At 73.3% G+C, this 22829-nt stretch carries 27 protein-coding genes; 17 read left to right on the plus strand and 10 right to left on the minus strand.

Annotation, left to right across the window (positions count from 1 at the left end; all coding sequences use genetic code 11):
- Window positions 1–100: 100 nt before the first annotated feature.
- The 4 genes from BFL37_RS13180 to BFL37_RS13195 all read left to right on the plus strand — a co-directional run bounded on the left by BFL37_RS13180 (window position 101) and on the right by BFL37_RS13195 (window position 4124).
- Window positions 101–2176, plus strand: coding sequence for a PhoX family protein (locus BFL37_RS13180; protein ID WP_086515549.1), 2076 nt, complete (start codon window positions 101–103; stop codon window positions 2174–2176).
- Between the two features lie 147 nt (window positions 2177–2323).
- Window positions 2324–2686 carry a biopolymer transporter Tol gene (locus tag BFL37_RS13185; protein WP_172403819.1) on the plus strand — a complete coding sequence of 121 codons (363 nt, stop codon included), beginning with the start codon at window positions 2324–2326 and terminating at the stop codon, window positions 2684–2686.
- Between the two features lie 35 nt (window positions 2687–2721).
- Complete coding sequence (locus tag BFL37_RS13190) at window positions 2722–3327, plus strand: hypothetical protein (RefSeq protein WP_086515550.1); 606 nt, start codon at window positions 2722–2724, stop codon at window positions 3325–3327.
- A 59-nt stretch (window positions 3328–3386) separates the two neighbouring features.
- A complete protein-coding gene (locus tag BFL37_RS13195) occupies window positions 3387–4124 on the plus strand; it encodes a ZIP family metal transporter (RefSeq protein WP_086515551.1) in 738 nt (245 codons plus the stop codon).
- 37 nt (window positions 4125–4161) lie between these two features.
- On the opposite strand, the gene BFL37_RS14835 is transcribed toward BFL37_RS13195, so the two are convergent.
- Window positions 4162–4647, minus strand: coding sequence for a MarR family winged helix-turn-helix transcriptional regulator (locus BFL37_RS14835; protein WP_086515552.1), 486 nt, complete (start codon window positions 4645–4647; stop codon window positions 4162–4164).
- Between the two features lie 123 nt (window positions 4648–4770).
- Between BFL37_RS14835 and BFL37_RS13205 the strand changes: the two genes are divergently transcribed.
- The 4 genes from BFL37_RS13205 (at window position 4771) to BFL37_RS13215 (ending at window position 9571) form a co-directional block, all read left to right on the plus strand.
- Window positions 4771–6600 (plus strand): MinD/ParA family ATP-binding protein, encoded by a 1830-nt coding sequence (locus tag BFL37_RS13205; RefSeq protein WP_086515553.1) that lies wholly within the window; start codon window positions 4771–4773, stop codon window positions 6598–6600.
- Window positions 6601–6686: 86 nt separating this feature from the next.
- Window positions 6687–8015, plus strand: coding sequence for an MATE family efflux transporter (locus BFL37_RS13210; RefSeq protein ID WP_241534081.1), 1329 nt, complete (start codon window positions 6687–6689; stop codon window positions 8013–8015).
- 189 nt (window positions 8016–8204) lie between these two features.
- Window positions 8205–9053: a GAF domain-containing protein gene (locus BFL37_RS14525; protein WP_143331608.1), complete on the plus strand. Its 849-nt coding sequence runs from the start codon at window positions 8205–8207 to the stop codon at window positions 9051–9053.
- 65 nt (window positions 9054–9118) lie between these two features.
- On the plus strand, window positions 9119–9571 hold the full coding sequence (locus BFL37_RS13215; protein WP_172403820.1) for a Panacea domain-containing protein: 453 nt from the start codon (window positions 9119–9121) through the stop codon (window positions 9569–9571).
- Window positions 9572–9665: 94 nt separating this feature from the next.
- Here the strand turns inward: BFL37_RS13215 and BFL37_RS13220 are convergent, their stop codons facing one another.
- From BFL37_RS13220 to BFL37_RS14780, 5 genes are all read right to left on the minus strand, one after another.
- A complete protein-coding gene (locus BFL37_RS13220; RefSeq protein ID WP_086515555.1) occupies window positions 9666–10517 on the minus strand; it encodes an aldo/keto reductase in 852 nt (283 codons plus the stop codon).
- Window positions 10518–10548: 31 nt separating this feature from the next.
- Window positions 10549–10905, minus strand: coding sequence for a hypothetical protein (locus BFL37_RS13225; RefSeq protein ID WP_086515556.1), 357 nt, complete (start codon window positions 10903–10905; stop codon window positions 10549–10551).
- Between the two features lie 79 nt (window positions 10906–10984).
- Window positions 10985–11500, minus strand: a complete 516-nt coding sequence (locus tag BFL37_RS13230; RefSeq protein WP_086515557.1) for an ASCH domain-containing protein — start codon at window positions 11498–11500, stop codon at window positions 10985–10987.
- Between the two features lie 49 nt (window positions 11501–11549).
- Complete coding sequence (locus BFL37_RS13235) at window positions 11550–11954, minus strand: hypothetical protein (protein ID WP_241534082.1); 405 nt, start codon at window positions 11952–11954, stop codon at window positions 11550–11552.
- Window positions 11955–11965: 11 nt separating this feature from the next.
- Complete coding sequence (locus tag BFL37_RS14780) at window positions 11966–12142, minus strand: hypothetical protein (protein WP_241534083.1); 177 nt, start codon at window positions 12140–12142, stop codon at window positions 11966–11968.
- 85 nt (window positions 12143–12227) lie between these two features.
- Between BFL37_RS14780 and BFL37_RS13240 the strand changes: the two genes are divergently transcribed.
- Window positions 12228–12788 carry a GNAT family N-acetyltransferase gene (locus BFL37_RS13240; RefSeq protein WP_086515558.1) on the plus strand — a complete coding sequence of 187 codons (561 nt, stop codon included), beginning with the start codon at window positions 12228–12230 and terminating at the stop codon, window positions 12786–12788.
- On the opposite strand, the gene BFL37_RS13245 is transcribed toward BFL37_RS13240, so the two are convergent.
- On the minus strand, window positions 12785–13303 hold the full coding sequence (locus BFL37_RS13245; RefSeq protein ID WP_086515559.1) for a GNAT family N-acetyltransferase: 519 nt from the start codon (window positions 13301–13303) through the stop codon (window positions 12785–12787). The genes BFL37_RS13240 and BFL37_RS13245 overlap by 4 nt on opposite strands.
- 173 nt (window positions 13304–13476) lie before the next feature.
- On the opposite strand from BFL37_RS13245, the gene BFL37_RS13250 reads away from it, so the two are divergent.
- From BFL37_RS13250 to BFL37_RS13280, 7 genes are all read left to right on the plus strand, one after another.
- Window positions 13477–14439 (plus strand): DMT family transporter, encoded by a 963-nt coding sequence (locus tag BFL37_RS13250; RefSeq protein WP_241534099.1) that lies wholly within the window; start codon window positions 13477–13479, stop codon window positions 14437–14439.
- 9 nt (window positions 14440–14448) lie between these two features.
- The gene (gene nucS / locus BFL37_RS13255) at window positions 14449–15144 is read left to right on the plus strand and encodes an endonuclease NucS (RefSeq protein WP_086515561.1); all 696 of its coding nucleotides are present in this window, start codon (window positions 14449–14451) and stop codon (window positions 15142–15144) included.
- Between the two features lie 55 nt (window positions 15145–15199).
- Window positions 15200–15916, plus strand: coding sequence for an HAD family hydrolase (locus BFL37_RS13260; protein WP_086515562.1), 717 nt, complete (start codon window positions 15200–15202; stop codon window positions 15914–15916).
- A gap of 113 nt (window positions 15917–16029) precedes the next feature.
- A complete protein-coding gene (locus BFL37_RS13265) occupies window positions 16030–16491 on the plus strand; it encodes a MarR family winged helix-turn-helix transcriptional regulator (RefSeq protein WP_086515563.1) in 462 nt (153 codons plus the stop codon).
- Between the two features lie 59 nt (window positions 16492–16550).
- Entirely contained in the window at window positions 16551–17414 is an 864-nt protein-coding gene (locus BFL37_RS13270) for a M56 family metallopeptidase (RefSeq protein WP_086515564.1), read from the plus strand.
- Between the two features lie 266 nt (window positions 17415–17680).
- Window positions 17681–18787: a VIT1/CCC1 transporter family protein gene (locus BFL37_RS13275; protein WP_086515565.1), complete on the plus strand. Its 1107-nt coding sequence runs from the start codon at window positions 17681–17683 to the stop codon at window positions 18785–18787.
- Window positions 18788–18849: 62 nt separating this feature from the next.
- Window positions 18850–19524, plus strand: coding sequence for a HEAT repeat domain-containing protein (locus BFL37_RS13280; protein WP_241534084.1), 675 nt, complete (start codon window positions 18850–18852; stop codon window positions 19522–19524).
- Here BFL37_RS13280 and BFL37_RS13285 read toward each other — a convergent pair.
- Window positions 19521–20417: an alpha/beta fold hydrolase gene (locus BFL37_RS13285; RefSeq protein ID WP_086515566.1), complete on the minus strand. Its 897-nt coding sequence runs from the start codon at window positions 20415–20417 to the stop codon at window positions 19521–19523. The two genes, BFL37_RS13280 and BFL37_RS13285, sit on opposite strands and share 4 nt — an antisense overlap.
- A gap of 150 nt (window positions 20418–20567) precedes the next feature.
- Between BFL37_RS13285 and ectB the strand changes: the two genes are divergently transcribed.
- Window positions 20568–21899, plus strand: coding sequence for a diaminobutyrate--2-oxoglutarate transaminase (gene ectB / locus BFL37_RS13290; protein ID WP_206601277.1), 1332 nt, complete (start codon window positions 20568–20570; stop codon window positions 21897–21899).
- A 64-nt stretch (window positions 21900–21963) separates the two neighbouring features.
- On the opposite strand, the gene BFL37_RS13295 is transcribed toward ectB, so the two are convergent.
- Both BFL37_RS13295 and BFL37_RS13300 read right to left on the minus strand, forming a co-directional pair.
- Window positions 21964–22311: an ASCH domain-containing protein gene (locus tag BFL37_RS13295; protein ID WP_086515567.1), complete on the minus strand. Its 348-nt coding sequence runs from the start codon at window positions 22309–22311 to the stop codon at window positions 21964–21966.
- Window positions 22312–22349: 38 nt separating this feature from the next.
- Window positions 22350–22817 carry a YybH family protein gene (locus tag BFL37_RS13300; protein ID WP_086515568.1) on the minus strand — a complete coding sequence of 156 codons (468 nt, stop codon included), beginning with the start codon at window positions 22815–22817 and terminating at the stop codon, window positions 22350–22352.
- Window positions 22818–22829: the final 12 nt, after the last annotated feature.

The raw sequence follows: 22829 nt of genomic DNA on the forward strand, positions 1-22829 counted from the left end.
CACCCACGAGTCGGGGGCGCGCCCGGGGGCGTCAATACCTTTCGAGTGTGATGCGTCCGCCGTGCCCGGAGGAGACGCCCGAGATCGATGGAGACCCCACATGACCCTCACCCGTGAGACCCACCACCGGCTGCTGCCGATCCTGTCGCGCGATCCCCACGCCCGCGGCAAGCGCAGCACCGTCACCTGCCACCTCAAGTGCGACGACGCGTGCACGAAGCCCGTGCCGAACGTCACCGACAACGCCTACTTCCGCGACATCGCCGGCCGCGCCCTCTCGCGCCGCACGCTGCTCGGCGGCGCGGGCGCCGGTGCCCTCGCGATCCTCGTGGCGCAGAACGCCGCCGCCCCCGGCGCCGAGGCCGCCGCCGCGCAGGCCGCGTCGAACCTGCCCTTCACCCCGATCACGCCCGTCGACGCCTCCGTCGACCAGTTCGACGTGCCCACCGGGTACCGCTGGGCGCCGATCATCCGCTGGGGCGACCCGATCTTCAGCTACGCCGACGACTTCGACGCCGACAACCAGACGGCCAAGCTCGCGGCGCGCCAGTTCGGCTACAACAACGACTACGTCGACATCATCCCGGTCAACTACCGGAACAAGGAGGCGCTGCTCGTCGCCAACCACGAGTACACGAACGAGAACATCATGTTCCCGCCCGCGGCCGACGACGCCGAGCGCGACGAGCAGCGCCGCATCGGCAAGGCCTCGCACGGCATGTCCGTCGTCGCGCTCCGCCGCAAGACGGTCGGCCAGCCGTGGACCTACACGATCGGCCACCACCGCAACCGCCGCATCACCGCGGACACGCCCTTCACCGTGACCGGGCCCGTCGCCGGATCCGCCGCGCTCCGCACCAAGGACGACCCCAAGGGCACCACGATCCTCGGCACCCTCGGCAACTGCGCCGGCGGCACCACCCCGTGGGGCACCGTGCTCTCCGGCGAGGAGAACTTCAACGGCTACTTCCGCACCGCCGGCACCTCCGCCGCCGACAAGCGCTACGGCCTCGCCGACAAGGCCACGGGTCGCGGCTGGGAGTCCATCGACCCCCGCTTCGACGCCCGCACCCCCGGCTACGAGAACGAGCCGAACCGCTTCGGCTACATCGTCGAGGTCGACCCGTTCGAGCCCGGCGAGGCGCCCGTCAAGCACACCGCGCTCGGCCGCTTCAAGCACGAGGGCGCGAACGTCATCGCCGGCACGAGCGGCCACGTCGCCGCGTACATGGGCGACGACGAGCGCTTCGACTACCTCTACAAGTTCGTCTCGCACGACACGATGGTCACCGGCACCTCGCGCCAGGACCGCCGCAAGAACAAGCAGCTCCTCACGCGCGGCTCGCTCTACGTGGCGCGCTTCACGGGCGACTCGCCCGTCGCGGAGATCACCGGCACCGGCCAGCTCCCCTCCGACGGCCAGTTCGACGGCATCGGCCAGTGGATCCCGATCGCGGTCGACGGCGTCTGCCCCGTCCCCGGCTTCACCATCGAGGACGCGCTCATCCGCACCCGCCTCGTGGCCGACGCCGTGGGCGCGACCAAGATGGATCGCTGCGAGGACGTGGAGCCCAGCCCCATCACCGGCAAGATCTACGTCGCGTGCACCAACAACACCGACCGCGGCAAGGCCGGCAAGGAGGGCGCCACGGAGATGAACCCGCGGACGACCAACCGCGACGGCCACATCGTCGAGATCACCGAGGACGGCGGCGACCTCCGCTCCACGACCTTCACGTGGAACCTGCTCCTCGTCGCGGGCGACCCGGCGAAGAACGAGTCCACCTACTTCGCGGGCTTCCCGAAGGACAAGGTCTCGCCCATCAGCTGCCCGGACAACGTCGCGTTCGACTCCGAGGGCAACCTCTGGATCTCCACCGACGGCGCCCCGAGCACCATCGGCCTCAACGACGCCCTGTTCAAGGTGCCGCTGGAGGGGTCCGAGCGCGGCCACGTGCAGCAGTTCCTCTCCGTGCCCACCGAGGCGGAGACCTGCGGCCCGGTCATCCACGACAAGGAGGGCATGGTCTTCGTCGCCGTGCAGCACCCGGGAGAGGACGGCTCGTTCGCCGAGCAGCACTCCTTCTTCCCGGACTACGTGCCCGCCGGCGCCACCCCGCCCAAGGGCGCCTGGCGCGGACCGCGTCCGTCGGTCGTCCAGGTGTGGCGGGGCTGACCTGCGCAAGCTGCTCGCGGGGTGACCCGCTGAGCTGATCGGGGGGCCGATCGGAGGGCCGGGGCGTGCGTGCGCCCCGGCCCTCGCGCATGGCCGGTCGCCGCACGCGGCCGGCCGCCGGCCGAGGCCGGGGCTAGCGTCGGGATCATGACCGACCGCCCCCAGGATCCCGACGACGAGGCCGCGTCGGCCGCATCGGCTGCCGCGATCGAGGACGAGCGCTGGCTGGTCGTCGACGGTCGGCGCTGGCCGCGCACGGATCCGTCGCTGCCGGCCGACATGGTCGACGCGCTGACGTCCCACCTCGGCCGCGGGCGCTCGGGGGTCCGCACGGCGAGGCGCGCGGGAGACGACGACGCGGTGACGGCGGCCCGCGAGCGGATCGGCCTCGCGAAGCACGGCCTCGGCGAGCGCGGCCCGCGCTGGTGGGACGAGCCGGAGGACGCGCGGCTCGAGCGGGCGCGCGAGGCGCTGCGGGAGCTCGACGCGCTCGACGACCCGGCGAGCTGACGCGCGTCCGTCGGCCCGCGGGCCAGGCTGGACGCATGCAGCCCTACTCCGCGCTCCCCCTCGTCCGCGCCCGGCAGATCGCGGCCGACACCGCGGCGCTCGCGGGCATCGTCGTGTCGGTGCTGATGGGGATCGCGGTGGCCGCGCTGATCCGCCCGCTCGGCGACCTCGGCCGCAGCATGGAGACCTCGGGCACGCGGCTCAGCGGCGCGATGACCGACGCCGCCGACGCGCTCGGCGGCCTGCCGCTCGTGGGCGACGCGGCGCGCGGGCCGTTCGAGGACGCGAGCGGCATCGGATCCGGCCTCGTGCAGGCCGGCCGCGACCAGCAGTCGCTCGTCGGGACCGTCGCGCTCGTGCTCGGCCTGCTCGTGGCCCTCGTGCCGATCGCGTTCATCGTGCGGTACTGGCTGCTGCGCCGGATATCGTTCGCGCGCCGCGCGGCCGTCGCCCGCTCGCTCGCCGCGACGCCCGGCGGCACCGAGCTGCTCGCGCTGCGGGCGCTCTCGTCGCGGAAGCCCGCGGCGCTGCTGAAGGCGCACCCGGATCCCGTCGCCGCCTGGCGCGCGGGCGACCCGCGCGTGGTCCGCCAGCTCGCCGACCTGGCGCTCCGCGACGCGGGGGTCTCCACGGGGCGGTGATCCCGGGGACGGCGTGGTCGGGGTGACGACCACCCCGCACGAGGAGCATCCTCGAAGCCATGTCGCCTCTCCTCCTGGCCGGTCTCGCCGGCCTGCTGTCCGGGCTCTCGCTCGTCGTCGGATCCCTCGTCGCGTGGTTCGTGAAGGTCCCGCGGGAGGTCGTCGCGCTGGTGATGGCGTTCGGCGCCGGCGTCCTCATCTCGGCGCTGTCGTTCGACCTGGTCGACGAGGCGGCGACGAGCGGCGGCGTGATCCCCACCCTCGGCGGCTTCGTCGCGGGCGCGGTGGTCTACGTGGTGCTCGACCAGGTCCTCGAGCACGGCGGGTTCCGGAGGAAGCACCACGGGAAGGCGGGCGGCGGAGGCGGCACCGGCGTGGGGATCGCGCTCGGCGCCCTGCTCGACGGCGTGCCCGAGACGGCCGTGCAGGGCCTCAGCCTCACGGGCGGCGGCGCGCTGAGCATCGGCGTGCTCGTCGCGGTCGTCATCTCGAACTTCCCCGAGGGCATGTCCAGCACCGCGGACCTCAAGCGGAGCGGCCGGAGCGCCCGCTACGTGTTCGGGCTGTGGAGCGGGATCGCCCTCGTCTGCGCCCTCTCCGCGCTCGGCGGGTATGCCCTGCTCGGAGGCCTGCCGGAGAGCGGGCAGTCGGTGGTGATGGCGTTCGCGGCCGGCGCGATCCTCGCCATGATCTGCGACACGATGATCCCCGAGGCGTTCCGCAAGGCGCAGGCGCTCACCGGGCTCGTGACGGTGCTGGGCTTCGTGGCGAGCTACGCGGTGCACCAGGCGGGGTGAGATCCGCGGTGCGACCGCCGGAGGGCGGCGTCGGCCGTCAGTCCTCCGGGGCGGGGTCGCGCGGCGACGCGTTGAAGCGATGCAGCATCGCGGCGAGCTGCTCCACGTCCTCCACGTCCCAGGCGTGGAGCCTGTTCTGCAGGCGCACGCGCGTGCGGGCCCGGACCTCCGCGAGGCGGTCCTCGGCGCGGGGCGTGAGGCTGAGGATGGTGGAGCGGCGGTCCTCGGGATCCGGCTCGTCCCGCACGTAGCCCTCCTCGCGGAGCACCCGCAGATGGCGGCTGACCGAGCTCTTGTCCATGAGCAGGCCCGTGGCGACCGCGCCGGCCGACGACGGCCCGGCCTGGCCGAGCCAGCGCGCGACGGCGAAGGCGCCGGGCTGCAGCCCGGGGTGGAAGATGGCGGCCTGCTCGAGGCGGAGCGAGCGGATCGACACGAGGACCTCGCCCAGCTCCGCGGCGACGGAGGAGACCGCGGCCGAGCGGTCGTCGGCGGCGGGCGCGTCGGCGGTTCCGTGGATCACGGGGAGACCCTAACCGACGCGGATCCGCATCCCCGCCGCCGAGGCCCCGCCGCCCGGTTCCGGGCCCTGTGAGCTCCCCTGGTAGCCTCGTCCGCGCAGGCGGGGACGACGAAGGCGAGCCACATGACCGACGACACGCACGAGACCGGCCCCCAGGGCGGGGGCACGTCCGAGCCCCCCATCCTCAGCCGACGCGAGCTGCGTCGCCGCCAGCAGGAGATGGAGCAGAACCGGTCCTCCGGCGACTCCGGCGACGCGCACCGCTGGGTGGATCCGTTCCCCGCCGTGCCCCGCACCTCCGAGGGCGGCCTGTTCGGTCCCGACCGCGTGCGTCCCGGATCCCCCGCCGCCGCTCCCGCTGAGGGCACGTCGTCCGGCGACGACGAGGCCGACGGCATCGACGACCTGGTGCCCGGCGCCCCCGAGGGCTCCGAGACCGAGGACGAGGACGTGCGCACCGACGGCGTCGAGGTCGTCGGCACGCACGCGTTCGACGAGCTGTTCGTCGACGACGAGCGCGAGGCCGAGGTGGATGCCGCGGAGGACGCGGACGACACCGCCGAGGAGCTCCCCGCGCCCGCGCAGGACGACACCGCCGCCCCCTCCGCGTTCGACGCGGTCGTCGCCCCGGCGGTCGGATCCGCGTGGACGGTCCCCGCGCCCCACGTCGTGAACGCGCACCCCTTCCGCATGCCGCTGCGCCCGTCGACCGAGGTCGAGGCCGACTCGGCGGTCGTCCCCGGCACGGACGACGGCGCCTCCTCCGCGCAGGCCGCCGCCCCGCACGCCCCGATCACCCCCGCGGGCCCCGAGCCCGTCGCCGCGCCCGAGCCCGCCGCAGCCCCCGAGCCGACCCCGGTCGCGTCGCTCCCGGCCGCTCCCGACGAGGACGAGGTTCCCGCCGACGCCCGCCGCCCCGGCACCGACCTCACGGCGTTCCCCGACGCGGATCCGCAGCGCTACGCCATGCGCACCCCGCGCGCCGACGCGGCGTCGAGCGCCCTCACCCTCTTCCCCGAGCAGACCGGCCAGCGCGCGCCGCGCGGCCCCGCGATCGCGCGCACGGGCTTCCGCGGCTTCGTGAACACCGTCACGGGCGGCGTCTTCAAGATCGGTCCCGGCGCCGAGGAGGCCGCCGCGAACGCGGAGGTCGCGCGTCGCGAGGGCGACGAGCGCATCATCCGCCAGGCCACGTGGTCGCGCGCCGTCAGCGTCCTGGTCGCGAACCGCAAGGGCGGCGTCGGCAAGACGCCCACCTCCCTCATCCTCGGCGGCGTGCTCGGCTCCGTCCGCGGCGGATCCGTCGCGGTGGTCGAGGTCACCGACGATCCCGGCGCGCTCGGCTACCGCGCCGAGGGCCAGCCGCAGCGCGGCCTCGGCGAGCTCGTGCGCGACCGCGACGAGATCCACAGCGCCGGGCAGCTCGCCGGCTACACGGCGCCGCAGACGAGCTTCGCCTCCGTCGTCGCGTCCGTCGGGCCGCGCCGCGAGCTCACGGGCGACGACGTGATCGGCGTCTCCCGCCTCATCGACGAGTACTACGCGATGCGGGTCATGGACTCCGGGAACCAGCCGTCGTCGTCCGCCTTCCGCGGCGCCATCGAGGTCACCGACGTGCTCGTCGTGCCCGTGCTCAACGCGGGCGACGCGGTGCTCGAGGCCGTCGCGCTGCTCGACTTCCTGCGCGAGCTCGGCGGGCACGCGGCCATGCTCGCCGACAACGCCGTCATCATCCGCCTGCACGACGGACGCCCGGAGGATCCCGCGGTCGTCGCGCGAATCGACCGCATCCTCGACGACGCCCGACCGGCGCAGATCTTCACGGTCCCGTACGACGCGCACATCGCGGAGCGCGGCCCGATCTCGCTCGCGTCGCTCGACCCCGTGGTCGCGCGCGCGTTCACGGCGGCGACCGCCGGGGTCGTGCAGCGCCTGGCGCACGCGGTCCGCTGACGGACGCGTCCCAGCCCGCGGCCGGATCCGCCGGCCGCGGCCCGCGGATCCGCCGCCCGCTCGACCGCGAGATCCTCGCGCTGGCGGTGCCGGCGCTCGGCGCGCTCGTGGCGGAGCCGCTGTTCCTCCTCACCGACACCGCGCTCGTCGGGCACCTCGGCAGCGCACCGCTCGCCGGGCTCGGCATCGCGAGCGTGATCCTGCAGACGATCGTGGGCCTGCTCGTCTTCCTCGCGTACGCGACGACGCCCACGGTCGCGCGGCGGCTCGGCGCGGGCGACCGGCCGGGGGCGATCCGCGCGGGCATCGACGGCCTGTGGCTCGCGCTCGCGCTCGGGGCCGTGGTGCTCGTGCTGGGCCTCCTGTTCGCGGATCCGCTCGTGCGCGCCCTCGCCGACACCGGCGGCGCCGACGTCGATCCCATCGCCACCGCCGCCGTGGTCGACGCGGCGCGCACCTACCTCGGCATCTCGCTCGCCGGGATCCCCGCGATGCTCCTCGTGATCGCCGCGACCGGCCTCCTCCGCGGCCTGCAGGACACGCGCACCCCGCTCGTCGTCGCCGTCTCGGGCTTCGCGGCGAACGCGGCGCTGAACGCGCTCCTCATCTACGGCCTCGGGTTCGGCATCGCCGGATCCGCGTGGGGCACGGTCATCGCGCAGTGGGGCATGGCCGCGGTCTTCGTCGTGATCGCGGTGCGCGCCGCCCGCGCGACCGGCACGACCCTGCGGCCCGGCATCCGCGGCGTCGCGCGCTCGGCGGCGTCGGGCGGCTGGCTGCTCGTGCGCACGGCCTCGCTCCGGGCGGCGATCCTCGCGACGGTCGCGGTGGGCGCGGGCCTCGGCGTGACCGGGCTCGCGACCCTGCAGATCGCGCTCACGCTCTTCTCGACCGTCGCGTTCGTGCTCGACGCGCTCGCCATCGCCGGCCAGGCGCTCGTCGGCCACGGCCTCGGCGCCGACGACGTGCCGCGCGTGCGGGCCGTCGCCCGCCGGCTCGTGCAGTGGGGCGTGGGCCTCGGCGTGATCCTCGGCTTCGTGCTCGCCGCGCTCTCGCCGCTGCTCGGGCCGGTCTTCACGGGCGATCCGGGGATCCACCGCATGCTCACCGCCGTGACCCTCGTGCTCGCGGTGGGCCTGCCCGTCGCCGGGTACGTGTTCGTGCTCGACGGCGTGCTCATCGGCGCCGGCGACGCCCGGTACCTCGCGCTCGCCGGGCTCGTGAACCTCGCGATCTACGCCCCCGCGCTGATCCTCGTGGCCTGGCTCACCGGGACCGGCCGCGTCGCCGCCACCCCCGCGCTCCTCGCGCTGTGGGCGGCCTTCGGCCTCGTCTACATCGGCGCGCGCGCCCTCACGCTGGGCCTCCGGGCGCGCGGCGACCGGTGGATCGTCACGGGGGTCGCGCGGGCCTGACGCGCTGCTTCTGGTGAGCCCCTTCACCCCGCTTAAATAGCCATGTTCAGTCCGCCCCAACGCCAGGGTGATGCTCCAGCGACCTTCGCTATACGCACCCGTACTGGGGGCTCCCAACCAGACTGCATCCAGGCAAGCTCTTCATAAGGGCGCGTCGAAGTACGCCTCCGCTCGCCACAGAAGGATGCCGTGCGAAACACAAACCTGCCTGTCGCCAAGAGGAACTCTCTCTGGTGGACATGGATCGCCCCAGCCATAACTGCCATCCTTTCGATCGGCGGCAGCTTGGCTCTCGGCTACGCCTTGCGTGCCACGGAGCCGCTAGGCGAACCGCTCTTGACCCTGGGCATCATAGGGACATTTGGTGGCATCGGCCTGGGCATTGCCGTGCAAGCGAGTAGCAAACGCAATGAGACCAAGCGCGCCAAAGGCATAACGCTGTTTAACGACTCCCTCAGCTCCATTCACTCCGCGCTGAGTACGCTACTCAAATCTAAGCGCGGCAACGAAGAACGCAAAGTGTTTTTTGATGCCATTGTGCACGGCGCTGACAAATTGTTTTCCTTGGAGGGCGTCCGGGTGTGCATATACGAGCTTGACTCAAGAGAGTCCGAAGACGGCCCCGTGGGTGACGACGAGTATCTACGACTTGTTGGCAAGGGAGGGCGGGCTGATCTGGCAAGAGAGTCGTTCGAGAACACTTCTCCTCATGGAAAGTCTGCCATCAATGCCGCCAAGGGAACGGGCGCGATTTGCGTTCATGATCCAGACAATTCGGATCATGTTGTAAAACGGGAACCTAACGCCTCCTGGAAGTCCTTCTTCTTGATCCCACTCCGGGGCTCAGGTTCATCCCGAGGCATGCTGACTATTGATACGCGGGGCAGGACACGGTTTACTGCGGAGGATGTCGCTGTAGGCCAGACCGTCGCCAGACTAGTTGTCCTCGGAATGGAAGAACTTGTTGAGGCGGCGACTGAAACACGTCCCGAAGTAACGCGAGCCGTCTCTGATCTGGGACTTTCTCGCAGTCAGTAAATTTATTTGTATAATTAGCAATAACGTGTATACTCAGATTACACTTAAGAAGGAAAGGGATGGCTATGGCAAATGTCCACGATGTTGCGGCATTTATTACGAGTCACTTCAGCCAAAACATCTCCACAATGAAGCTTCAAAAACTGTGCTTTTTTGCGCAGGGGTGGTCTCTTGCGCTACAGGAAAAACCGCTTTTCGAGGAAGAATTTCAGGCCTGGAGGGGCGGACCCGTCTGCTACCCACTATTTGAGAGGCACAAAGGTCGCCGTGACGTGTCGTCTTGGAACGGCAACGCGAACAGTCTAACCAAGCCCGAGCAGCGCGTCATAGAGGCTATGCTGAGTAACTTCGCCGCACTTTCGGGTCTTCAGCTCAGCGAACTTACTCATCAGCCCGGAACACCCTGGAGCACGACGCGATCTGAGCACAACGTTCCAGAGGGCGCGCCATCAAGAGCAGTTATAACTCAAGAACTGATGCGCGATTACTTTACCGAGACACTTACGCCATCTCGCTGAAGGGCTTCGAAGGGGCAATATAGGCTTGGCGGGCTAAGTCGGCTGCGATGTGTCACGCTCCGCAGAAAGTTTGCGTGATATAGGGGTAAGCCCATTAGTACATCGCGAGCGGGCCCGACCGCGTCGGCCCCGGGAACGCGCGGTCGAGCTCCGCGAGCGTCTCCTCCGGGATCACCAGGTCGAGCGCCGCGCGGTTCTCGGCGACGTGCGCGGCCGTCGCGGCCTTGGCGGTCGCGAAGACGTGCGGGGCCTGGCGGACGACCCAGGCGAGGGCCAGCTGGCCCGCGCTGACGCCGAGGGGCTCGGCGAGGGCCGCGAGCGTCGGATCCGTCGCGAGCCGGCCCTGGTCGAGCGGCGAGTACGCCATGACGGGCATGCGGCGCGAACGCGCCCACGGGATCACGTCGCGCTCGGGCCCGCGCTGCGCCAGGTTGTACAGCACCTGGTCGGTCTGCGCCTCGGTGCCCCCGGGGATCGCGGCCAGCTCGTCGAGGTCGACGGCGTCGAGGTTGCTGACGCCCCACGCGCGGACGAGGCCCTCCTCCACGAGCTCCTGCATGGCGGCGACCGTGTCGGCGAGCGGGTGGGATCCGCGCCAGTGCAGCAGGTAGAGGTCCAGCCGGTCTGTGCCGAGGCGCGCGAGGCTGCGGCGGGCCGCCTCGCCCGTGCCGCGGCGGGACGCGTTCGACGGCAGGACCTTGCTGATGAGGAAGACCTCGTCGCGGCGGCCGGCGATCGCCTCGCCGACCAGCTCCTCGGATCGGCCGCTGCCGTACATCTCGGCGGTGTCGATCGCGGTGAGCCCGGCGTCGATGCCGGCGCGCAGGGCGTCGAGCTCGGTCGCGCGGGCCGCGGGCTCGTCGCCCATGTTCCAGGTGCCCTGCGCGAGGGCGACCGCGCTGCGGCCGTCGGGGAATGCGGTGCGGGGGATCTCGGTGTCAGCCATCGCTCCATCCTGCGCCGGTCGGGCGCGGACGTCACTCGACCGTGAACGTCACCACGTAGGCGGCGCACGACGACTCGCCGTCATCGCAGTCGTCGAACGCGCTGCCCCGGATGCTCACGTACGCCGGTCCCGCACGCAGCTCGGCGGGCACGACCACCTCACGGCGGAACGATCCGTCGGCCGCGACCGCGAACCCCTCGCCCTCCACGAAGGTGCTGCTGCCGTCGTCGGCGAGCGCCTCGGACGCGATGCCGATCGTGTAGGTGCGGCCGGATCCGTAGCCCAGGTCGCAGTCGACGGCCGGGCTCGAGACGGTCACGGTGCCGCCGGGCGCGACCGTCTCGGGCGACGCCGTGAGCGGAGCGGGCAGGCAGCGATCCGCCGTCACCGCCCTGCACCCGGAGAGCCCGCCCATCAGCAGGATCGCCGCGGTCGCGCCCGCCGCCGCCGCGCCGCCACCTCCCCCGTCACCGCGGGTCCGCGTGCTCCGGCGGCCACACCACCGAGAAGCGCTCGAAGACGATCTCGTCGTCCTCCGACCACGCCACGCCGCGGGCCGCGCTCACGCGCTCCCAGTAGACGCGGTGCTGCGTGCGCCAGCTCTCGAGGGACAGGTCGTCCTCGCCCTCGTCGCGCGCGAAGGCGGCGTCGGCGCTCGTGAAGGGGCCGATGCGGAGCTCGGTGCTGCGGATCACGATGCGCGGCGTCCCGGTGCTGTCGCAGGCGATCCAGTGCGAGCCGATCCGCGGCACGTCGTCGCCGCGCGCGAGGAAGTCGGCGACGAGCTCGGCGGTGGCGCGCTTCCGCCCGGACAGCACGATCCCGAGCAGCTCGTCGGCGAGGCGTGCGTGGTCCCCGAAGTGCTCGACCGTGTGCTCGGGCCCGGCCGCGACGGCCTGCGGGTGCGCGACGGCGTACGCCTCCCACATCCGGGCGGCCGCCGGGAGGTCGGGCGGGGAGACGGGCGCGGTCGCATCGCTCATGGATCCGATGCTCCCACGCCGGTCGACGCCGGCCGGCGTGCGCCGACCGTCAGCGCGCCCGCGCCACGAACACCATCACGCGCGACGACTCCGTGAGCGGTCCGCGCGCGAAGTCGCCGTGCACCGCGTCCACGTCGAAGCCGGCCGCCTCGAGCTGGGCGGCCAGGGTCGCGCGGTCGCGGAAGGCGAAGGGCTGGACGTCGGAGACCACCTCGCCCGTCGTGACGAACCGGCTGCGGAAGACCACCCGGACGGATCCGGGGCCCGTCTCCTCCACGTCCGCCCACTCCTCCAGCGGGCCGTGCGCCGTGTCGCGCGTGGTGGCGGGCCCCGCCCAGCGCTCCCATGCGCGATCCGCGGGGTTCCGGCTCTCGAAGGTGAGCGTGCCGCCCGGGAGGGCGCGGCGCAGGTCGGCGAGGGTGCGGATCCACTCGGGATCGGGGATGTGCTGCACGACGTTGCCGGTCAGGAACGCGATGTCGAAGGGGCCGGCGGGGAGGGCGCGGCTGTCGCCGTGGATCCACTCGACCGCGTCCCCGCCGCGCCGACCTCCTCGGCGAGCGCCCGGTCGAAGTCGTGGTCGGGTCCGTCGGGGTTGTCGCCGTCGTAGAGCGCGACGAGGCGGGGATCGAGGTCGGGCACGCTCCGACGGTATCGGGGGGCGTCCACCTATCCGCTCCCTGAGGCTCGCAGCCGACCCGCCGGGACCGCCACGTACCGTGAGGAGATGACCGCGTCCCCGCTGCCCGCGCTCCTCGAGACCGCCCGGCTGCGGCTGCGGCCGCTCGGCCCGTCCGACGTCGACGTCGTGCACCGCCTCTGGGCCGAGCGCGACCCGCGCCATCCGCCGCACCGCCGCATCGACGCCGAGGGGCGCCCGTCGCGCGACGAGGTCCTGGACCGCCTGACGGTGCAGGCGGAGGAGTCGCTCCGCACGGGGATCGGGCTGCTCGCCGTCGAGCGGCGGGACGAGCCGGGCGTCGTCGGGTACTGCGGGCTGGTCGTGGGCAGCGCGTCCGTCGAGGAGCCGGAGATGGCCTTCGAGCTGCTGCGCGACGTACACGGCCGGGGCATCGCGACGGAGGCGGCGTGCGCCGTCGTCGACGCCGCGCGCGCGACCGGCCGCACCCGGCTGTGGTCGACGGTCCGCCGATGGAACACCGCCTCCTTCCGCGTTCTGGAGAAGGCGGGCTTCGCGGAGAGCGGTCGCGTCACGACGGATCCCGAGCACGGCGACACCGTGTGGATGACCCGCGACCTCCGCGATCCGTCCGCCGACGGCACCTAGCCCGCCCGCAGCTCCCAGCGGATCTCTCCCTCGACGCGCACGTCCGTCGGCGCGAGCCCGAGCCGCCGGGCGACGGCCTGCGACGCCGCGTGATCCGGACGGATGTTCGCCCGGACGGTCCCGACGCCGCCCTCCCGCAGCCACGCGACCACCTCCGCCGCGCATTCGGCGGCCGCGCCGGATCCCTGCGCCGCGGTCCCCACGAGCCACGCGACCTCGGCCGCACGCGCCCCGGACTCCTCGGTCACGGTGGCCTGCACGAACCCGGCCGCGCGTCCCGAGGAACGGTCGCGGAGGATCCACACGAGCCACCGCGCGGACCCGTCCGGCGAGCGCCCCGCCGCCTGCCGCGCGAACCGGGCCTCGAGCACGGCGGGCGTCGGCGGCTCGCCCCCGGTGAAGCGGTACAGCGCCGGATCCGCCAGCACCCCGACCATCTCCCGCGCGTGCGCGACCACGAGCGGCTCGAGCGCGAACCGCGCCGTGACGAGCACGGGGGCCGGCGACGTCGTCATCGCCCGAGCCTGCCACGCGTCGGGCCGACCCACCCGGCGACGCCCGCCGCCGCACGCGCCGATACGCTGACGACGTGACCCCCCGCGGCGCCCCGACGCCCTCCGCATCCGCCGCACCTGCGTCCACCCTCGCGGTCCCCGGCGGCCGCCGCGTCGCCGTGCAGTTCGCCGCGATGGGCACGGTGTGGGGCGCGAGCTTCCTCTTCATGAAGGTCGCGCTCGAGGGCGTCTCGTTCGGCCAGGTCGCGTGGACGCGGCTGGTGCTCGGCGCCATCGCGCTCGGCCTCATCGTCGCCTGGCGCCGCCTGCCGCTTCCCAAGGAGCGCGTCGTCTGGCTGCACTTCGCGGTGGTGGGCGTCGTCGGATCCGCCATCCCCTACTCGCTGTTCGCGTGGGCCGAGCAGCACGTCACGTCGGGCGTCGCGAGCATCTACAACGCGACCACGCCGATCATGACCGCGCTCCTCGCGACCCTCGCGTTCCGCGTCGAGAGGCTCGGCCGTCGTCAGCTCGCGGGCATCGCGCTCGGCATCGCGGGCGTCGTCGTGATCATCGGACCGTGGCGCCTGGCCCCGTCCGCGGAGGCCGCCGCGTCCGGCGAGCCCCTGCTGGAGCTGGCCGGTCAGCTCGCGTGCCTCGGCGCGGCCGTCTGCTACGGGATCACCTTCAGCTACCTCCGCCGCTTCCTCACGCACCGCGGCATGCCCGGCGTCGTGACGGCCTTCATGCAGATCGGCATGGGCGCCGCCGCGATGATCCTCGCCACCCCGTTCCTCGCGACCGGCCCCGTGTCGCTCGACCTCCCCGTGGTGCTCAGCCTCGTGGCGCTCGGCGTGGTCGGCACCGGCCTCGCCTACCTCTGGAACATGAACGTGCTCCTCGCCTGGGGCCCCACCGCCACCTCGACCGTCACGTACATCACGCCCGTGGTCGGCGTCGCGCTCGGGATCCTCGTGCTCGGCGAGACCCTGCACTGGAACGAGCCCGCCGGCGCCGTCCTCGTGCTCCTCGGGGTGCTCCTCTCCCAGGGGCTGCGGCGCGGCGGACGCGGATCCGCCGCCCGTGCCGCCGCTACCGCCGCACCGGCCGCCGCCTCGGACTCCGCCGCGACGCGCACCCCGCCGACGCCCGGATAGGCTCGCCGGGTGCGTCTCGTCATCGCCCGCTGCTCCGTCGACTACGCCGGCCGCCTCAGCGCGCATCTCCCCCTCGCCACCCGCCTCCTCATGGTCAAGGCCGACGGGAGCCTCCTCGTCCACTCGGACGGCGGCTCCTACAAGCCGCTCAACTGGATGAGCCCGCCCTGCACGATCGTCGAGATCGAGCCCGACGACGACCAGGCGCTCGCGGGCGTCCGCGAGATCTGGCGCGTCGTGCAGCCGAAGACCGCCGACATGCTCGTCGTCTCGATCCACGAGGTGCTGCACGACACCGCGCACGACCTCGGCATCGACCCGGGCCTCGTGAAGGACGGCGTGGAGGCGCACCTGCAGAAGCTGCTGGCCGAGCAGATCCACCTGCTGGGCGACGGCCACGAGCTCGTGCGCCGCGAGTACATGACGGCCATCGGGCCGGTCGACATCCTCGCGCGCGACGCATCCGGCAGGTCCGTCGCGGTGGAGCTGAAGCGCCGCGGCGACATCGACGGCGTCGAGCAGCTCACGCGCTACCTCGAGCTGATGAACCGGGATCCGCACCTCGCGCCGGTCACGGGCGTGTACGCCGCGCAGGAGATCAAGCCGCAGGCCCGCACGCTCGCCGAGGACCGCGGCATCCGCTGCCTGCTCCTCGACTACGACGCCATGCGCGGGATGGACGACGGGCACTCCCGCCTGTTCTGATCCGGTCTCGGGGCGCTCGCGGCGGGCACCCGATCGACCCTCGTAGGGTGGGCGGGTGACCGCACCCGACACGTCCACGCCGTCCCCCGTCGCGGGCTCCGCGCCCTGGAGCTGCATCCTCTTCGACCTCGACGGCACCATCACCGACTCCGCCCCCGGGATCACCGCGCAGCTCGCGAGGACGCTCGTCTTCATGGGCCTGCCCGTGCCCTCCCCCGCGCACCTGCTCGAGTACGTGGGCCCGCCCATCCTCAACTCGTTCCGCGACCTCGCCGGCATGGACGACGCCGCCCAGCAGCGCGCGCTCGCCCACTACCGCGAGGGCTACGCGGGCGGCGGCGTCTTCGACAGCTCGGTCTACGCCGGCGTGCCCGAGGTGCTGCGCGCGATCCACGCCGCCGGCATCCCCCTCTCCCTCGCCACCAGCAAGCCCGAGTCGCAGGCCCGCCGCGTGCTCGACCACTACGGCCTCACCGACCTCTTCGCCGAGATCTGCGGCGGGAGCGAGGACGAGGTGCGATCCGCGAAGGCCGACGTCATCGACGAGGCCCTGCGTCGGCTCCGCGCGGCGGGCGTCGACCTCGGCAACGTGGTGATGGTGGGCGACCGCGAGCACGACGTGCTCGGGGCCGCGGCCCACGGGATCCCGACGGTGATGGTCGGCTGGGGATACGGCGGCCCGGCCGAGGCCGCGGGCACCATCGCGGTCGTCGAGACGGCCGCCGACCTCGAGGCGATCCTCGTCCCCGCGGCCGCGCGACCCGCCGCCTGAGCCCCCGACTCCGAATCCCTCACAAGCAGGAGCCTTTCCACAGATCCGGCTGCAGACCCCCGTTCGCCCCGGGGTTAGCAACACGGAGTGACAGAATGACCCGCGGAGGAACCATGTCAACACCGCAGGACCTGCAGGACCCGCTCGCGCTCGACAGGCAGGTCAGCTACTCGCTCGTCGTCGCCGCCCGCAGCGTGACCGCCCTCTACCGACCCATCCTCGACCCGCTGGGGCTCACCCACCCCCAGTACCTCGTGCTCCTCGCCCTCTGGGCGCGCGGGCCCCGCTCGGTCAAGGACCTGAGCCACGAGCTCCAGCTCGACAGCGCCACGCTCTCCCCGCTCCTCAAGCGGCTGGAGGCCATGGGCCACGTGTGGCGCGTGCGCCGGGCCACCGACGAGCGCGTGCTGGAGATCGGCCTCACCGACCAGGGCCGCGAGCTCCGCGAGAAGGCCGTCGCCATCCCGCAGCAGATCCGCGACCGCCTCTCCATGACGGAGGAGCAGCTCGAGAGCCTGAAGGGCGTGCTGAGCCAGGTCATCGACAACGCGAAGGCGCTCCCCGAGACCATCTGAGCGGATCCGGCCGCCCCGCATCACCCGCACCACCGCACCACCCGATCGGAGCGCGACCAGTGAGCGACACGGTCCGCGCGGTGCTCCTGCTGGAGTGCTACGTCACCGTCACGCTCCTGGCGCCGCTCCTCCTCGGGCGGCTGCCCCTCGTCGCGCAGCGGCCCGTCGCGATGCTCGCCGCCTGGCACGGGTTCCTCGTCACGGCGGTGCTGAGCCTCGGATCCGGGCTCGGCCTCCTCATCCACCAGGGCGTGTCGATGCAGGCGGGCGGCGGCCCGGTGCAGGATCCCGCGCCCGTCGCCGCGATCCCGCTCGCCTACGTGGCCGCCGGCGTGCTCGGCGTGCTGCTGTTCCGCATCGTGGAGGAGGGCGGCCGCGTGGTGCGCGAGGCGAGGCAGCGCGCGGGCGAGGTCGCGACGCTGCTGCTCGCGTCCCGGCCGTACCGGGTCGCCGGGCGGGATGCGCGCCTCGTCGAGTCCGACGTGCCGCTCGCCGCCCTCTCCCCCGCCACCGGCGTGATCCTCCTCACCACCGAGGCCCGCGCCCGCCTCGACGACGACGAGCTCGCCGCCGTCCTCGAGCACGAGACCGCGCACCTGGAGCAGCGGCACGCGCTCGCGGTGCGCATCGCCCAGGTCTCCCGCGCGATCCTCCCGGCCCTCCCCGCGAGCCAGCGCCTGGCGCTCTCCACCACCATCGCGATCGAGTTCATCGCCGACGACCACGCGGCGCGCGTCTCGGGGCCGGACACGGTGGCCGCGGCGCTCGTCAAGCTGGATCCCGACGGCGGCCTCTCCGCCCTCCGCGCCGACCGCATGCGCCACCCCCGCGGCGGGCACCGGGTGGCGCTGCGGCTGCTGTGCGCGGTCGCATGCGCGCTGCCCGTGCTGCCGCTCGTCATCGTGCTGCTGCCGCCGGCCTGAGCCGGCCGCCCGCGCCGCCGGGCCGGCCGGGCCGGCCGGGGCCGTGCGCTAGGGTCTCCTCTCGAAGGGGAGTAGTCCCCCCGGCCTCCGCGCCGGACGGCGATGCGTCGACATGCTGGCCCCCGGGCCCGGTGCATCACCCGCCACGAGCACGGTTCACGGTGGGCGGACGAGACCTTCGGCCAGACGAACGACAGGTGCGCACGCGCGCCGTCGCGTCGGCCGGAGACCCCGCGGGTCCCGGTCGTCGCCCGACCGGAGGACCCATGACCACCATGCCCCCTGCCCGAACGCCCGATCCGACGCCCGCCCAGGTGCGCCGCTGGCGGCAGTACCTCGCCGACGAGCGCGCCGAGGCCGCCGTCTACCGCGACCTCGCCGGCCGCCGCACGGGCGAGGAGCGGGAGATCCTGCTCGCCCTCGCGGAGGCCGAGGGCCGCCACGCCGACCACTGGATCGAGCTGCTCGGCGACCGCGTCGGCAAGCCCGTCCGCGGCGACATCCGCACCCGCGTCCTCGGCCTGCTCGCCCGCCGCTTCGGATCCGTGTTCGTCCTCGCGCTCGCGCAGCGCGCCGAGAGCCGCTCGCCGTACGCGGACGACGCCGACGCCACCGACGCGATGGCGGCCGACGAGCGCGTGCACGAGGAGGTCGTCCGCGGCCTCGCCACCCGCGGCCGGATGCGCCTCTCGGGCACCTTCCGCGCGGCCGTCTTCGGCGCCAACGACGGGCTCGTGAGCAACCTCGCGCTCGTCCTCGGCATCACGGCCACGGGCGTGTCCAACGGCGTGATCCTCGCCACGGGCCTCGCGGGCCTCCTCGCCGGCGCGCTCTCCATGGGCGCGGGCGAGTTCGTGTCCGTGCGCTCCCAGCGCGAGCTGCTCGAGGCGTCGGCCCCGGATCCGGGTACCCGCGACGCGCTCCCCCACCTCGACGTCGACGCCAACGAGCTCGCCCTCGTCTACCGCGCCCGCGGCATGACGGAGGAGGAGGCGCTCGCGCACGCCGACGAGGTGCTGCGCGACCTCGCCGCCGAGACCCGGCCGATCCCCGTCACCATCGCGGGCGTCGCCGCCGAGGACGACCACGAGAGCGTCGGCACCGCATGGGGCGCGGCGATCTCGAGCTTCTGCTTCTTCGCGTCCGGCGCCGTGATCCCGGTGCTCCCCTACCTCTTCGGCCTCCAGGGCCTCGCGGCGCTCGCCCTCGCGTGCGTGCTCGTGGCCATCGCGCTGTCGATCACGGGCGCGGTCACCGGCCTCCTCTCGGGCGGGCCGCCGCTGCGCCGCGCGGGACGCCAGCTGCTCATCGGGTTCGGCGCGGCCGGGGCCACCTACCTGCTGGGGCTGCTCTTCAACACGCAGGTCGGCTGATCCGCCCGCCCGCCGCTCCCGGGCGGCGGGGCCGGACCGCCGCAGCCGATACGGTTGACGGCATGGCTGACGGAGATGACCCCCGCCGTCGCGAGGACTCCCTCGCGACGCGCATGAGCGACGCGGTGTCGCGCACGAGCGAGCGGGAGGTCGCCCTGCGGGCGATGGGCCTGCTCGACGGCCTGTACGAGGGCGACGACTTCCTGCTCCTGGTCGGCGGACGCCACGCCCGCGGGATCCTCAACGGCGCGCCTCCTCTCTACTGGCCCGAGGCCTGGGGCGCCCGCGCGCTGCTCAACGCCTGGACCCCCGAGGCCGCGAAGGTCGTCGAGAAGAACCTCACCAACCGCGCCTGGCGCGTGCGCGAGGCGTGCGCGAAGGTCGTGGCGGCCCGGCAGCTGCCGCTCGTCCGCGCGCTCACGGTTCTGGTCACCGACGAGAACGCCCGCGTCCGCGGTGCCGCCCTCCGTGCCCTCGGCGCCGTCGGCGGTCCGTCCGACGAGGACGTCATCCGCCGCGCGCTGACCGACCCCGACACCTCCGTCCGCGTCGCCGCCCACGACGGCCTCGAGGCCCTCGCGGCCCGCCACGACCAGGTGCTCTCCCCCGCGGGTCGGCACGCGGCCGCCGCGGCCGAGGCGGGCGCCATCACCGTGGACGTCGACGAGGACGCGGACGACGTCAGCGACAGCGACAGCGACGCCGAGGACGACACCTCGGACGCCGACCGCTCCTAGGCCCCGGGCCGCTCCGCGGGATCCCTCGGCAGCGACGCGAGGAAGTCCTCGACGAGGCCGGCGAAGAGATCCGGCCGCTCGATCTGGGGCATGTGCCCGCAGTCGGGGATGAGGCGGGTGCGCGCGTCGGGCAGCTCGCGCGCGACGGCCGCGAGGTGCGCGGGCGGGAGGATCCGGTCGCGGTCGCCCCACACCGCCAGCACCGGCAGGCCCGAGAGCCGCACGCTCTCCACGAGCGGCCGGCGCCACCGCGAGCTCACGCCGCGGACCGTGCCGAGGTCGCGCGCGATGTCGAGCATCGTGGCCGCGTGCGTCGGCCGGGCCGAGAGCTCCTGCGCGTGCCGCACGCGCTCGTCGGTCGTGAGCGCGGGGTCGTGGAAGATCGTGCGCGTCGAGCGCCGGGAGTTGCCGGGCGTCGGGCGCATGAGGAGCGTCGCGAGCGGGTCGAACGCCAGCATCCGCAGCCCCACCGTGACCCCGCGGCCGAACCCCGCGCTGTCGGCGAGCACGAGCGCGCGCACGCGATCCGGGTGGCGGGTCGCGAGGGTCATCGCGACCGCGCCGCCGAGCGAGTTGCCGACCACCGTCACGGGACCGGCGACCCCCGCCGCGTCGAGGTAGGCGGGCAGCGCGTCGGCGAGCGACTCGAGCGTGGTGTCGCCGTCGACGGGATCCGACCAGCCGAACCCCGGCAGGTCGAGGCTGTGCAGCTCGTGGCCGACGGAGAGGCGGGCGTGCTGCTCGTCCCAGTCCTCGAGGCTGCGGCCGATGCCGTGCAGGAGGAGGAGCGGGTCCCCGGAGCCGGTCACGCGGTGCCGCACCTGCCGGTCGCCGACCCGGATCATCGCGGTCCCCGGGGCCCGGAGCGGATCGACGTCCCCGGTTCCGGCCATGCCGCGACCCTATCGAGATCCCCCGTGCGAGGGATTCCTGCGATGTCGGGAGGAGGTGCGACGATGGAGGGGCTGCGCATCGCAGCGCCCTTCCCCGTCGCCCGGAGCCACGAGCCCCGCCCGACGTGCGGCGGTCCCCGCAGGCCGCCGATGAGCATCAAGGAGCGACACGGCATGACGATCTTCGAGCAGATGGAGTCCGAGGTCCGGAGCTACAGCCGCGGCTGGCCGGTCGTGTTCGACCGCGCGGTGGGCAGCGAGATGTTCACGGCCGACGGCGACCGCTACCTCGACTTCTTCGCGGGCGCCGGCGCGCTCAACTACGGGCACAACAACGCGGGGCTCAAGCAGAAGCTCGTCGACTACATCCTCCGCGACGGCGTCACGCACTCCCTCGACATGTTCACGGAGGCCCGCCGCGACTTCCTGCAGACCTTCCAGGACGTCATCCTCCAGCCGCGCGGGCTCGACTACCGCATCATGTTCCCCGGCCCGGGCGGCGCGAACGCGGTCGAGGCGGCGCTGAAGCTCGCGCGCAAGGTCACCGGCCGCACCACGATCGTGCACTTCACCAACTCGTTCCACGGCATGACCGAGGGCGCGCTCGCGGTCACCGGCAACGCGCTCAAGCGCGGCGGCGCCGGGCACCCGCTGCACCACGCGGTCGCGGTGCCGTTCGACGGCTACCTCGGCGGCGAGACCGACAGCCTCGCGTACTTCGAGAAGCTCCTCGACGACTCGGGCTCGGGCTTCGACAAGCCCGCCGGCGTCATCGTCGAGACCGTGCAGGGCGAGGGCGGCATCAACGTCGCCAGCGCCGAGTGGCTGCGGAAGCTGCGCGAGCTGACCGCGCGTCACGGCATCGTGCTCATCGTCGACGACGTGCAGATGGGCTGCGGCCGCACCGGCGGGTTCTTCAGCTTCGAGGAGTCGGGCATCGTCCCCGACATCGTCACGCTCTCCAAGTCCATCGGCGGCTACGGCCTGCCGATGGCGCTCACGCTGCTGAAGCCCGAGCTCGACCAGTGGAAGCCGGGCGAGCACAACGGCACCTTCCGCGGCATCGCGCCCGCGTTCCTCACGGGCGCCGAGGCGCTGCGCCTGTACTGGGCCGACGGCGAGCTCGAGGCGTCCACGCTCCGCAAGGGCGAGCGGATCCACGAGGTCTTCACCGAGATCGCCGCCTCCGCCCCCGAGATGCAGCTCAAGGTGCGCGGCCGCGGCCTCGCGCGCGGCATCGAGTTCCCCTCGGGCGAGCTCGCCGGCGCGGTCTGCCGGGCGGCGTTCGAGCGCGGCATGCTCATGGAGACCAGCGGCGCCGGCGGCACGGTCATGAAGGTGCTGCCCGCGCTCACCATCACCGACGAGCAGGTCGAGGAGGGGCTCGCCATCATCCGCGAGGCCGTCCGCGAGGTGCTCGGATCCACGAGCGAGGAGCTCGCGGCCGACGAGGTGCCGCTGCCGGTGGTGGTCGGGAGCTGATCGGCTCCTCCGCATCACCTCACGGCCCGGTCCCGCATGCGCGGTGGCCGGGCCGTCGCTCGACTCAGGCCACGGGCGTGGTGTCCTGCACCGCGATCTCCGCGACCACGACGGACGCCGACGCCGGCATGGTCGGGTAGTAGTTCTCCCGGAGCTGCTCGGCGAACCTGGCCATGTCCGTGCCCGGCGGCTGATGCGCGTCCTCCGGCGTGAGATCCGCCAGGAGGTGCCGCCGCACGGACGTGACGCGCCCGGCCAGTGGGACGGCGGTGGGGTGCTCGTCGAAGACGAACGTGGCCGGCCCGACCCGCAGGTCCTCCTGCCAGCGCACGGTGGTGACCTTCTCGCCGCTCACGATCGCGTCGTGGTGCTTCCGGTGGAAGCGGATCACCTGGGCTCCTGCGTCGGACATCCGTCGAGCCTACGGGCGCGGCGCGTGCTCGCGGCCGGTCAGCGGCGCGGGACGGCGCGGTCCGGCTCGTCCTCAGGGCGGCCGGCGTACCACTCGTGGAACTCCGCGCACCGGCCGTCGGCGTCGAACCGGAGGAACCAGATGTTGTCGTACGCCGTGACGACCTCGTCGCTGTCCGACGCGAAGAAGACGGTGCGCCCGTGCGCGACCGCGGTGTCCCCCTCGAGGATCACCGGGTGGTACTCGGCCTCGAAGCGCTCGCCGACGAAGGCGTCGCGCTCGGCCATCCACTCCGCGACGATGGCGGCGCGTCCCGTCGCGCGGATCTCGAACGGGTAGTGCCACACCGCGTCCTCCGACCACAGGGCCGCGATGTCGGCGGGGTCGTAGGAGCGCCAGGCCGCGACGTACGCGTCGAGCCAGCTCGACACGGCCGCCCTGCTGATGTCGGCGCGCGGGACGGAGCGGGGCGTGTGCCAGCCGAGGCGATCGAGCGGGGAGGTCATCGGGAGAGCGTA

Source organism: Clavibacter michiganensis, from assembly GCF_002151125.1.
GTDB lineage: Bacteria > Actinomycetota > Actinomycetes > Actinomycetales > Microbacteriaceae > Clavibacter > Clavibacter michiganensis_C.